This window comes from Syntrophales bacterium (assembly GCA_030655775.1).
Taxonomy (GTDB): Bacteria; Desulfobacterota; Syntrophia; order Syntrophales; family JADFWA01; genus JAUSPI01.
In genome coordinates this window covers 1-12,470 of the sequence record JAUSPI010000228.1, presented here as the reverse complement: position 1 = coordinate 12,470, position 12,470 = coordinate 1, and the positions used below count along the sequence as shown (strand labels likewise).

Below are 12,470 nucleotides of genomic sequence, written 5' to 3'. Positions count from 1 at the left end.
TCCTTATCTTACAAAATAATCCCGACAATGGCACCCGTCATGCACGTGGCAAGTGTGCCCGCCACGATGGACCGGAATCCCAGAGAGATTATTTCATCCCGTCTTTCGGGGACCATCGTTCCCATACCGCCTATCATTATCCCCAGGCTGCCCGGATTTGCAAACCCGCACATAGCGTATGTCATAATCAGCAAACTCTTGGGACTCAAAGCGCCCTGCGGAAGATTGCTCATATCGATATAGGCTATCAGCTCGTTGAGGATAGTTTTGGTTCCCATCAGCGATCCCGCGGTCAGCGTCTCCTTCCACGGAACACCCATCAGCCAGACGACGGGGGCCATGATATATCCCAAAATTTTTTGAAGGGTTATCGGTTCTCCCCCAATATTCGGCAGAAGACCCAACACAAGATTGACAAGATAGACAAGGGCCACGAGCACTATCAGCATGGCTATAATATTTATAAGCAACTGCACCCCCTGAACCGTCCCCCTGGTGATTGCATCCATAGAGCTCATTGCTTCTTCCGGAGAAGTTAATTCACCTGGAGTGGGTGTGCCTGTTTCCGGCACCATAATCTTGGAAATGGTAATCGCTGCCGGAACACTTATAATGGAAGCCGTCAGGATATGGCCCATCACATCGGGAATGCTTTTACTCAATATGGTCGCATAAAGTACCATGACCGTGCCTGCTATGGTCGCCATGCCGCAGGTCATGATGGTGAATATCTCGCTGCGGGTCATATCTTTCAGGTAGGGACGAATTAAAAGAGGAGATTCCACCATCCCCACAAAAACGTTGGCCGACACCCCCACCCCTTCCGCACCCCCTATGCCCATCGTTTTTTGCAAAGCCCAGGAAAAAGCTTTCACGACAATAGGCAAGATTTTCCAGTAGAATAAAAGCGCAGAGAGGGCGCTTATCACGAGGACGAGGGGAAGCCCTCTGAAGGCCAGGATAAAGCTCGATCCAGGATACGTCTCAACAAAGGGAAGTCTCCCTCCTCCCAGATAACCGAAGACAAAGGACGTCCCTGCTGTTGTGGCTTCTCCCAAAGATAAAACAAGCCTGTTCAAAAAGAGAAAAACTGCCCTGAAAATGGAGAGATTCAAAAGGATCGCTCCCAACGCCACCTGGATTCCTATGCCGATTATGACCGGTTTCAGACGAACCTGCCTGCGGTTTTCACTAATAGCCCAGGCGATCAGTGAAAAAATCACCAACCCGGCTATACCCTGGAAAATCATTTACTTCTCCCCTTTTGACGGATAATCGCCGCGCCGTTCCCGTCTCTTTTCAGGTCCGACAGGACTAATGTATTAAATGGCAGGAAGATCAGACCCAGGCCGACGGCCATACCGATCGCCAGAAAATGGTAGAGAACCGCATAGGTTACGGCATCCGCCTTGGAAATTCCGAAAAGGCCGAGTCCAAGAATACAGAAAAAATGGAAGTTTCCGACAAAGCCCGGCGCCGTTGGTATTGAAATACCAACTATAATAATAACCATTACACCAAATGCGGCAAGCAGAGAAAGCTGAAAATCAAAGGCGCTGAACAAAACATAGATAGCCAGCGCACCGGCAACCCATATCAGAAGCGACAGAAAAGCGACATACAAAATGAGTCCCAGACTGCCGACCATCTTAAACCCGCTGATAAAGTGATCAATCAGCTCTTCTGCCCTGTGAAAATATTTTTCGGGCAGTTTGCTGATAACGGGCCCCATTATTCTAAGAAAAGCCTCTTTGTTGATCAGAAGAAGTGCCACGAGGGCGATCATAACGAGAATTATCACAAAAAAAACTATGCTTGAATTCATAAGCCATGGGGGCATAGGGGTCAAAAAAGCAACGATGAAGAACATGATGAGAATTGTCAGAATGTCGAATGCACGCTCCAGAAAAACAGAACCCAGCGCAGAAGTCATCGTTACATTACTCTTGTGGGTTATAAGGTACGGCCGTGCCAGCTCGCCTATCCGTGCCGGGATTGTAACTATCGCTAAAAATCCGACGCATGTTACCGAGAAAAGAGAAAGCTGATCAATCTTTTCTATAGGGCTTAAAATCACCCCCCATCTATATGACCGCAGATATTGCACTAAAAGCAGGATGATAAGAACCGGGATGATGTATACGTAGTGAACGGCCTTGAAACTTACGGCTACCTCCTGAAAATTTATACCTCTGAGAGACAGGTAAATAAAAACGGCGCCAAGCAGAAGTCCTAAAATCAGTCTTTTCTTCAACGTCACCCCTCAATTAAACGTAAGTTCCATATTTTGTAATTTTTGAAGATAATATCTTACCAGTCAAGAACCGGAAAATCCACTGAAAAATCAGGAAAATCAAAGGCATCCGCTATTTTTCTGACGAAAAAAATCTCTCAGTCCTTATCTTCTGATGACATCTTTTGCAGCTTGACAGGGTTTTTTCATCCATGTAGTGTACACTATTGAAGCTCCCCGCAACAAGTTGCGGGGAATCTCCGACTGTTAAGGAAAATATTTTTTATGTTCGCTCGCATTCCCCACCACAAGCAGCGGGGACTACGCTCGCTGTTCAGTTCAAAAACACCCGACTCGTAAACCTTGACGGGAGTACAGTATGATTACCAGAAGAGCATCAGAAATCCCCCCTTTTATCGTGATGGATGTGCTGGAACGGGCACATGAACTCGAACGGGAGGGGAAAGATATCATCCATATGGAAATCGGCGAACCCGATTTTGACACACCGCAGTGTATCAACGAGGCATGCTTCAGGGCGATCAGGGATGGGAAAACGCACTATACTCACAGCCTTGGGCTTATAGAATTGCGGGAAGCAATATGTGAACACTATTTTACGAAATACGGTGTCACCATATCACCGGATCAGGTCATTATCACATCCGGCACATCTCCCGCCATGTTTCTCCTTTTATCAGCCCTCCTCGAAAAAGGTGATGAAGTTATTATCTCCAATCCCCATTACGCCTGCTACCCCAATTTCATCTCGTTTCTCGATGGAATTCCTGTAAACGTCAACGTCTATGAGGAAGAAGGGTTTCAGTATACTACAGAGGCAATCAGGGAAAAGATCACCGGCAAGACCAGGGGCATCCTGATCAATTCGCCTTCAAACCCGACGGGAAACACTCTCGGGGCAGGGCGGATGAAGGAAATCGTTTCACTCGGCATCCCCGTTATTTCCGATGAAATTTACCACGGCCTCGTCTACGATGAGGAAGAGCACAGCATCCTCGAGTTTACGGACAATGCCTTCGTCTTCAACGGATTCTCAAAGGCGTACGCAATGACCGGCTGGCGGTTGGGATACCTGATCGCCCCAAGGGAATATATACGGCCGATGCAGAAAATACAGCAGAACCTCTTTATCTGTGCCAATTCGTTTGTCCAGTGGGGAGGCGTTGCCGCATTGAAGGAAGCGGGCGATGATGTGGTCAGGATGAGGGACATCTTTAATGAAAGACGAAGATTCATAATCGAGCGCCTGAATGAAATCGGCATCGGCATTACCGTGGAACCCACCGGTGCTTTCTACATCCTGGGGAATATAAAAAAATACTCGATGGATTCTTACAAAACTGCATTCGACATCCTTGAAAAGGCCCATGTCGGCATCACGCCGGGAGTTGATTTCGGCGACAACTGTGAAGGATACATTCGCTTCTCATACGCAAATTCGATGGAAAACATAGCGGAGGGGCTCAGCCGGGTAGAGAAATATTTTAAGAACTATCGAAAAAATCTACTTAATTGCTAACAATTTAAGATCGATTCCTGTATAAGAGATTTCTAAACGAAGGAGGCATGTACATGGATCAAATAACCGCTGTTATCGCGCTGTCCTGTCCTGACGCAAAAGGAATTGTAGCATCGATATCCAATTTTATCTTCGGTCACAAGGGTAATATCTTGGACGCCAGACAGTACACAGCGCAACCGGAAAACATATTATTTATGAGAATTGAATGGGACCTTGACGGTTTTGATATTCCCCGTGAAGAAATAGAGACCGCTTTTGCACCGCTGGCAAAAAAATTCAAGATGAAATGGAACCTCTACTTCTCCGATTACGTTCCGAAGATAGCCATATTTGTATCCAAGCATGTCTACTGCTTTTATGATCTGATACTGAGACACCAGATGGGTGAATTTAAAGCCGAAATACCCCTTATTATCAGTAACCACCTTGACATGAAGCCGGTAGCAGAACAGTTTGGTTTAAACTACAGGCACTATCCGATAACCCCGGGAAACAAAGCCGAACAGGAAGAAAAAGAGCTTGCAGAGCTGAAAGAACATAACATCGACCTGATTATTCTCGCGCGGTACATGCAAATACTCAGCGGTACATTTGTGGATGAGTATCAAAACCGGATAATAAATATACACCACTCCTTTTTACCTGCATTTGCCGGGGGCAAGCCATACAGTCAGGCGTATGAGCGAGGAGTCAAGATTATTGGCGCGACAAGCCACTATGTCACGGAGACACTCGACGACGGGCCGATAATCGCCCAGGATGTCATTGAGATAACGCACCGGGATTCGATAGAAAACATGAAGCTCAAGGGGAAGGACCTGGAAAGAACCGTCCTCGCCAAAGCGGTGAGGCTTCATCTGGAAAACAAGATACTGGTCTGCGGCCAAAAAACCGTAGTATTCGATTGACCCCGGATTGTGCAGCAGCCCCACACCTCCTTGACGGATCTTCCCTTATCAAGAAAACAGACAGATGAGTAACTGCCAACACTTTGGAGGAAAAAATGAAGAAATCGATATGTATTATATTTCTTTTAGTATTTTCCATAGTTGCCTGCCCGCCTGCTATAAACGCTGCTCAAGGAGAAAAACTGTTCAAAGAAGCCCAAAGGCTCGAAAGGAAAGCGGACTACTTTTCTGCCGATAAAGCCTACCGCCGGGCAAAACCCCTGCTGGTAGAAGAGGGTAACAGTAAGCTTGCCGACCAGTGCCGCTATGCCTTTACCCGGATGAGACAGATCACTACCACGTACCCTTATAAAGTTGATGAAGTAAAAAAGATGATCAAAGAAAAATATCCAAAGACGACCGACGACAGGATTAATGAAGTTATTGCCGGCGGCCGCCTGCCGCATATGACCATAGAAGGAAAAACATACTACTTTCAATACTTCATAAATACACTTTTCCATATATATCCCGAGTTTCGCTCCAGAAAAGAAGCCGGCGCACTGGGACATCAGAGTAAACTTATGGATTTGATAGGACCCTTCATCCATGAACAAGACACCCTCAAACCCGGGCAAACCCTGACCAGGCCCTTTTCATATTCCGCTGCCGGAGAAGCTGTTATTCCCAGGGATAAATTAGCGGAAAAAGGCCTCCTCAAAGTCTGGATGCCACTTCCTCTAGTAAACGCCGCCCAGCAAAATCTGAGGATCGTTTCCATATATCCGGAAAAATATATCAAATATCCCGTTAAGAACGACGGTGATATCGGCCTCGTATATTTTGAAATCCCTCTTGAAGAAATAAAAGGAGATCTCAAGATCGGCGCGAAATTTAACTTCATTCACTATGAAGAAAAATTCAAAGTCGATCCCTCAAATGTAGGGAAATACGATAAGGACAGTGAACTTTACAAACGCTATACTGCCTCATACAAGAACATCAGTATAACACCGGCAATCGCAAAAACCGCCAGAAAGATCGCCGGGGACGAGACCAATCCCTACCTGATCGCCAAAAAATTCTATGACCACATAGTCTATGATCTCGATTACAGCTTTACTCCACATGAAGCTCTGGATGCCCTGAATATTCCCGAGTCGGTTTACGTGCACCAGCACGGTTACGGCGACTGCGGCGCCCAAAGCATGTACTTTGCCGCCCTCTGCCGATCCATAGGCATCCCTGCCAGAGCCTCCGGCGGAATGCAGCTTTTTCCCAACCCCAAAACCGGCTGCGGTGACCACTTTTGGGCACAGATCTACCTGCCAAACTATGGCTGGATACCGGTGGATACCTCTGTCGGACAGCTGGCCAAGTACGATCCCAGTATGACAGATACAGAAGAACATGACTTCATAGAATACTTTTTTGGCAATATGGATCCCTATCGTTATCTGATCCAGGTGGATGTAGATATCCCTCTTATTCCCCGGCCGGACGAACCCCTGGCTTTCTCCATGGTTCTGCAAGAGCCCACCGCCATCTGTGCAGAAATGGACGAGAACCCGGGTTTTCTTTTAAGCGAAAACTGGAAGATCATTGTTAAACGTGAAGGAGATTAAAATGGTTTTAATTAAGATGAAACGATTTTTAGTATTTGGGTTGTTCTTTTTAATATTTGCGTCTTATGCATTCGCCGGTGGAGAAATTGGAAAAGATCCCATAAAGTTTCAGCCGGTAATATTAGAATTTAAAAAAATAATAGACGAAGATCCTGTGGTTAGAATGTATTTAACACAAATGATCGAACAGATTCCGCCAGAACATAAAAATTTAAAAAACGTAGAGGATTTATTATGTAAGCTGAATAAACTATTAAACCGTGCTCCTGAATATAATCCAACACATCTTGCGGGTACTCCTCTTTCAGAAATACTTGTATGGACAATGAGTACACCCGCCGGATTTGCGGCATACCGTAATGAAAAAATTAATACAATGATAAAAAAATATTTAGTTGCCTGGTCAGAATTTCTTAATAGCGAGAAATCGCAGTATGTAATCAACGATTCTCCAAATGGATGGAAGAGTAAAGAAGCCCGGGAAAAATTAAAGATGAGTGATTATCAGTATAATCCCGATGATAAATATTGGGGATTTAAATCCTGGAATGATTTCTTTACAAGAAGACTTGCTAAAGGTGCGCGTCCTGTAGCAGAACCGGACAACAATAAAGTTATAGTTAGCGCCTGCGATTCCACCGTCTATAATATTAGTAAAAACGTTCAAAAATACAGTAAGTTTTGGATTAAATCTCAACCGTATTCATTAAATGATATGTTGGCTAATGATGAATTAGTTGATGAATTTGTAGGCGGGGACGTTTATCAAGCATTTCTTAGTCCTTTCAATTATCATCGTTGGCACAGTCCCGTTTCCGGAACAATAAAAAAAGCTTTTGTAAAAGAAGGTTTATATTTTAGTCAGGCTGATTCAGAAGGAGTAGATCCTTCAGCTCAAGAAAAATCACAAGGGTATTTAGTGCATGTTCAGACACGTGCTCTTTTTTTCATCGAAGCTGATGATCCAAAAATAGGTTTGATGTGTTTCATGCCGGTAGGTATGGTAGAAGTATCAACATGTATTATCAATGATAATATCAAACCGGGATATCATGTAAAAAAAGGTGAAGAGGTAGGTTATTTCCAGTTTGGAGGATCAACGCACTGTCTTTTTTTCAGACCGGGAGTAATTAAAGAATTTACTGCTGAAAGTGATAAATTTTACAAAGTAGGTGAACATATAGCTACTGCTAATTAGAACGTGTCTTCTGATTCTGATAAGAACTTCCTTCAAAAATCCGATTAAATTTTAAAAGGCATGGAGAGCACTTCAACCAAAAGCCCGGAGTGATTGGCAAGATATCAATACCCTGCGTTCTCAGGAAATTGCTCATGCTATTAAAAACATATCTGAAAACTTTTGACTCTGATTTTTTCACCCCAATATAACACTGTCAACCTTTTCCCAGCGATGAGGATCTTTGCCATGATCCGGAATATTCCTGGGACCAATATATCCAATCGTGACGCTGCAATCACATGAGGCGTGTCGGAGTGGTCTGTCTGACATTCAGATTCAAAGGCGTAAAATACACAAAAATGTAAGAGGATTTTCAAAAAATAGAAGAATTGTTACGAGCCGCTTTGACCATATCTAAAATTGGACTCCCATTTCTCTCCTAAATTACCATTGACATCATAATTCTCATCAATTATAGTTCTCTTGTCTAAAAGCAATGCCTTATCAATCGTCGGTTTGAGAGCCACGAAGCCGGAAGAAGTAGAACCGACGCTAAAAAAAGGCCTGAATATCCCAGGTCCCGTTGTAATGGATTTTCATGTTGAGCGGGAAGAAGGTGTTTTTCCCATGGTGAAACCGGGTACCTCCCTGATCGAAACAAAACTGAAAAAAGAAGAATTGTTATAATACAAGAAAGGAAAGTGATGCCATGGAGAGGAAAGATCAGACAATTACATTTCTGGTTAATAACAGGCCGGATGTTCTTGCAAAAATTGCAGGAGTATTTAGCGCACGGAGCTTTAATATAGAGAGCATCAGTGCAAACATAACGATGAATCCCGAAATTACGAAAATTATTATTGTAACAAGGGGTGATACGGCAACAGTTACAAAAATCAAAAACCAGACAAAAAAACTGATTGATATCCTTGAGGTTTCTCATTTAAAAGAAAAATCGTCTCTTCAAAGAGAAATGATACTGGTTAAAGTAAAACTAACGAATGAGAACAGAGGCAAGGTAATGGAAGTTATAAGAGACTATAATTGCAGATTAATCACCGTGGACGCGGATAATTGTGTCCTGGAAGCAACAGGAAATAAAAGTGAAATCAAGAATATCTTGAAACGACTTGAACGGCTTGGTATAGAAGATCTGAGCAGATCAGGAATCTTAGCACTATAAAAACAAAGGAGTGATAACATGGCAAAGATTGAAAAATAGAAGAATTGTTACGAGCCGCTTTGACCATATCTAAAATTGGACTCCCATTTCTCTCCTAAATTACCATTGACATCATAATTCTCATCAATTGTAGTTCTCTTGTCTAAAAGCAATGCCTTATCAATAAGACTTCATTAAATATTATTCAAATAATATAATAGCAATAAGCTCAAGGTTTTTGTTACCGACATTTTTAATAGAATGAGACTCGCCATGGCCGGTACGAACGACATCCATTTTTCTTACAGTTGTTTCAGAACCATTGTCATTTACAATACCTTCTCCTTCCAGAACATAGTATAATTCAAAGTCTCCCTCGTGTTTGTGATAACCAACAGAATTTCCCGGTTCGATAATCTCTCTCGCGCAGAGCCGTCCCGTTTAGCTTTTCGGGATGCTACAATATTTAAATGCTTTTATTCGAGCAATGATAAGGATTAGTTTTTATCTTTTCTAATGATAATTTTATTTTTTTATTTCCATTATCATCTCTTCAATCCCTTTTCCAGGAGGGATGATTGGAAGTATATAAGATTCTTTCTTTATTTCAACATCCAAAATGTAAGGACCTTCATGAGATAATGCCTCTTTTATTGCAGGAATTACTTCTTCAGGTCTGGATATTCTGTTTGTCCTTATTCCGTGATATACATTCTTCAGTCCAACGAGGTCAGGATTACGGTTTCGCTTTATGCAGTCTTTAAATGATGAACATCCGACAGGACATTCTATGCTCCTATCAAGGCAGCATTCAAATAGATTTCCTCTGTCAAACATCTCATGCCATTGCATAGGTAAGCCCCATAACCCGTTGTTTATGACAAACATCTTTATAGGTATCCTGTTTGAGGCAACTGTCGCAAGCTCTTGAATGTTCATCTGGAAACTTCCATCACCATCAACAAGCAATATTGTTTTATCCTTGTTAGCATAATATGCACCAATTGCGGCAGGTAAGCCGCAACCCATCGTTCCAAGCCCTCCAGAAGTTATAAAATCTCTTGGATTCTTGAAATCATAGAATTGCCCAGTCCACATCTGATGCTGTCCAACACCTGTAGCAACGACAGCGCTACCAGATGTCAGGTCAGATAATTGTTTAATGAATTTTTGCGGAACAATCGCATCCTTATAATCATCAAGTTTTGGATTTAATTTTTTCCACTCAATTATTTCATCATGCCAATCTTTTAATGATTCAATTCTTTCCGGTCCGTGTCTAAGAGCATATTCTAAGAATTTTTTTGCAGATGTATTCATAGAATAAGTAACTTTTCTTATCTTATCTATTTCCGCGGAATCAATATCAACATGAGTGATTATTTTAGCGTTTTTCCCAAAACCTTTTACAACAACTCTATCATCAAACCTTGCACCGATTGCTAGAATATGATCCGCATTCAATGCAGAATAATTTGCTTCAACTGTTCCGTGTATACCAAGCATTCCAAGAGAAAGTCTGTCATTCCGATCAATTGTTCCCAGACTCATAAGTGTCATTCCAACAGGCGTGTCATACTTCTTTGCAAATTCTCTCAAGAGATTTTGTGAATCTTCGACCTTAATCCCACCTCCAACGTATAAGATAGGTCTTTTTGCACTTGCAAATTGATGTAACATCTCATCTATGGAGTTTGTATCAAAATTATCGATGGTTTCTTTCATTTTTACAACGAAAGGATTTTTATGATTCCCAGGAGTTTCATTTCCAATCAACGCGTCTCTGCAAATATCAATCAATACAGGTCCTTGTCTACCAGTTGTAGTTAGTTCCTGTGCAAGCCTTAACGCCCCTTCTATCTCATCAGCTGTCTTTATGAGCAATGCAATCTTTGTTATCTGTGATACAATCAGTGTGATAGGAACTTCCTGGAATGCATCGGTCCCAATCCCTGGAGAAGACACTTGTCCTGTCACAAATATTACAGGTATTGAATCCATGAATGCATCGGCAATAGGTGTCACAATGTTTGTTGCCGCGGGTCCAGATGTTACACAGACAAATCCAGGTCTGCCAGTGATTTTAGCATAGCCTTCTGCAGCATGCCCTGCCCCTTGTTCATGCCGAAACAGTATCACTTCAGGTGTTTTTTCTTTTCTTGTCAGCCTCTCATTTAACTCAACATACATCGGCATTATAGCTCCACCAGTATGTCCAAAAAGATAAGAGATACCTAATTCATTTATGGTATCGACAAATACACCAGCGCCTGTTCTCACTTTATTTTCCAGCTTATTTTTCATTCTGGAGTCAGTTTTATTAGTTTTCATCACATTACCTTAAACTTTTTTAGAAATAACGGTGTGAACTCATCAATTAAATAAGTATCACACTCATCACTCTTACAATCAGGCTTCATAAGAACGTCTCTTTCAAAAGATTAAGTATAAGGCGGGAGTGTCTTGAATGTCAAACGAAATTTGACAGTCAAATGGGGGATGCTGAGCCAAGAATTGGGGGTGATCATTACGCATTGGAAGGATGTATGTCTGTTAAAATTCCCAGATGCTGCATTTCAGGAAGCTATACGTAACATATCCTGTATTCCCTATTGATATTAGGATGTTAGATAGTGTTTATTTATTCATAGTTTTTCTTTCTCGTCAAGGATTATTTGGGTTGCCAGCCACTCCAGGGCAGGAAATGGCCATCCCTTTGCCGGTGTGTAGGTCTTCTGTCAGATGTGCAAGGAAAAACAGGCTTCAATGTGGACAGACTCCTGGAAATCAACATATCCAGATGATGCCAATCATATTGGCCATTTATCTATTTTTTCATCAGATCATCCAGGTCCGCATTAGGAATATAGCTCCGGTATATCTTTTCGAAGGTGCCGTCCGCCTTCAGGCCATCCAAGACTGACTGCCATTTTTTAACCATCTCAACAGGAGTTCCACGCGACACCGCGATGTAAAAATAGGTATTGCTCACAGTAAAGACCGGTTCCAGATCATCCATGCTGTATCCCGCATTCTTTACAATCTCGGGAATTGTAATATCGGTAAAGACCGAAATCTGCACCTCTCCGTTCATGAGCTGCTTAACACTGGTGATGGGAAGAGGAGAACTAACCAGATTCGTAAAACCTTTGTCCTTCAAGTATTGTTCGGTAAACCAGTTAGTAGTCGTGGCAATGGCGGCAATCTTTTTTGCCTCCTCCAAGCTGTTGATTCTTATGCCGGAACCCTTCTTGGCGTAAAATATCGCACTGTTTTTGCCGACCGGCCCTACCCATTGGAAAAGATTCTCCCGTTTTTCCGTTCTCTCGGTACTGAAGAGCACCACATTCGGGTTGGTCAACGCCACATTGTAGGCTTCATCCCAGGAGGTCAACCGGATGTCATCTGGAATGCCCTGACGGGCAATGATTTCCCGAATTATGTCCGTGACAAAACCGGTGACCTTCCCATCTTTCATGAAGGTAACCGGCGGGTATTCCTCTGTCAGCATTTGAACTTCAGAAACACCCTTTATGTTTTTCTGAGTTGCGCATACACACCCGGCTAAAACAAATAAACTCAATACCAAACAGAAACAACTGATTCTTTTCATAAGCGCATTCTTCCTCTTAACGTAGTGTCCATATTTCTACCGATCATATTACAATAGCTGAAAAATTCCATCAATGATAATTAATTGGGTCTACGACAAATTTATGGGTAAACTTGACAAATCTTTTTATTTACCCTATAATCTGATTGCTTAGTGAGTATTCAGACTATAGGGAGGTGCTTATGAATAAAAGACTTAACGAGCTTGAATCGAAAAGAAGATCTCTG

General features: G+C 42.5%; 10 protein-coding genes. 6 read left to right on the top strand and 4 right to left on the bottom strand.

All coding sequences use genetic code 11. The features are described from left to right. Nucleotides 1-8: 8 nt before the first annotated feature. Both Q7J27_12595 and Q7J27_12590 read right to left on the bottom strand, forming a co-directional pair. Nucleotides 9-1,250: a nucleoside transporter C-terminal domain-containing protein gene (locus Q7J27_12595; protein ID MDO9529977.1), complete on the bottom strand. Its 1,242-nt coding sequence runs from the start codon at nt 1,248-1,250 to the stop codon at nt 9-11. After that, nucleotides 1,247-2,254 (bottom strand): lysylphosphatidylglycerol synthase transmembrane domain-containing protein, encoded by a 1,008-nt coding sequence (locus Q7J27_12590; protein ID MDO9529976.1) that lies wholly within the window; start codon nt 2,252-2,254, stop codon nt 1,247-1,249. The genes Q7J27_12595 and Q7J27_12590 overlap by 4 nt, the downstream gene beginning before the upstream one ends. Before the next feature lie 358 nt (nt 2,255-2,612). On the opposite strand from Q7J27_12590, the gene Q7J27_12585 reads away from it, so the two are divergent. The 6 genes from Q7J27_12585 to ilvN all read left to right on the top strand — a co-directional run bounded on the left by Q7J27_12585 (nt 2,613) and on the right by ilvN (nt 8,651). Next, nucleotides 2,613-3,773 (top strand): pyridoxal phosphate-dependent aminotransferase, encoded by a 1,161-nt coding sequence (locus tag Q7J27_12585; protein ID MDO9529975.1) that lies wholly within the window; start codon nt 2,613-2,615, stop codon nt 3,771-3,773. Between the two features lie 53 nt (nt 3,774-3,826). Continuing rightward, a complete protein-coding gene (purU, locus tag Q7J27_12580; protein ID MDO9529974.1) occupies nt 3,827-4,684 on the top strand; it encodes a formyltetrahydrofolate deformylase in 858 nt (285 codons plus the stop codon). Between the two features lie 95 nt (nt 4,685-4,779). Next, complete coding sequence (locus tag Q7J27_12575) at nt 4,780-6,288, top strand: transglutaminase-like domain-containing protein (protein ID MDO9529973.1); 1,509 nt, start codon at nt 4,780-4,782, stop codon at nt 6,286-6,288. A gap of 1 nt (nt 6,289) precedes the next feature. Further along, on the top strand, nt 6,290-7,486 hold the full coding sequence (locus tag Q7J27_12570; protein MDO9529972.1) for a phophatidylserine decarboxylase associated domain-containing protein: 1,197 nt from the start codon (nt 6,290-6,292) through the stop codon (nt 7,484-7,486). Nucleotides 7,487-7,951: 465 nt separating this feature from the next. Further along, nucleotides 7,952-8,155, top strand: coding sequence for a hypothetical protein (locus Q7J27_12565; protein MDO9529971.1), 204 nt, complete (start codon nt 7,952-7,954; stop codon nt 8,153-8,155). Nucleotides 8,156-8,177: 22 nt separating this feature from the next. After that, nucleotides 8,178-8,651 carry an acetolactate synthase small subunit gene (gene ilvN, locus Q7J27_12560; protein ID MDO9529970.1) on the top strand — a complete coding sequence of 158 codons (474 nt, stop codon included), beginning with the start codon at nt 8,178-8,180 and terminating at the stop codon, nt 8,649-8,651. Between the two features lie 504 nt (nt 8,652-9,155). On the opposite strand, the gene ilvB is transcribed toward ilvN, so the two are convergent. Together ilvB and Q7J27_12550 are read right to left on the bottom strand one after the other, a co-directional pair. Next, nucleotides 9,156-10,961, bottom strand: a complete 1,806-nt coding sequence (ilvB, locus tag Q7J27_12555; GenBank protein ID MDO9529969.1) for a biosynthetic-type acetolactate synthase large subunit — start codon at nt 10,959-10,961, stop codon at nt 9,156-9,158. A 496-nt stretch (nt 10,962-11,457) separates the two neighbouring features. Beyond that, nucleotides 11,458-12,243: a transporter substrate-binding domain-containing protein gene (locus tag Q7J27_12550; GenBank protein ID MDO9529968.1), complete on the bottom strand. Its 786-nt coding sequence runs from the start codon at nt 12,241-12,243 to the stop codon at nt 11,458-11,460. Between the last annotated feature and the right edge of the window lie 227 nt (nt 12,244-12,470).

Excerpts from the sequence above, each read along its gene's own strand:
- ilvN (MDO9529970.1), top strand. The coding sequence starts at position 8,178 with ATGGAGAGGAAAGATCAGACAATTACATTTCTGGTTAATAACAGGCCG.
- Q7J27_12595 (MDO9529977.1), bottom strand. The coding sequence starts at position 1,250 with ATGATTTTCCAGGGTATAGCCGGGTTGGTGATTTTTTCACTGATCGCC.
- Q7J27_12575 (MDO9529973.1), top strand. The coding sequence starts at position 4,780 with ATGAAGAAATCGATATGTATTATATTTCTTTTAGTATTTTCCATAGTT.
- Q7J27_12550 (MDO9529968.1), bottom strand. The coding sequence starts at position 12,243 with ATGAAAAGAATCAGTTGTTTCTGTTTGGTATTGAGTTTATTTGTTTTA.
- purU (MDO9529974.1), top strand. The coding sequence starts at position 3,827 with ATGGATCAAATAACCGCTGTTATCGCGCTGTCCTGTCCTGACGCAAAA.
- Q7J27_12570 (MDO9529972.1), top strand. The coding sequence starts at position 6,290 with ATGGTTTTAATTAAGATGAAACGATTTTTAGTATTTGGGTTGTTCTTT.
- ilvB (MDO9529969.1), bottom strand. The coding sequence starts at position 10,961 with ATGAAAACTAATAAAACTGACTCCAGAATGAAAAATAAGCTGGAAAAT.
- Q7J27_12585 (MDO9529975.1), top strand. The coding sequence starts at position 2,613 with ATGATTACCAGAAGAGCATCAGAAATCCCCCCTTTTATCGTGATGGAT.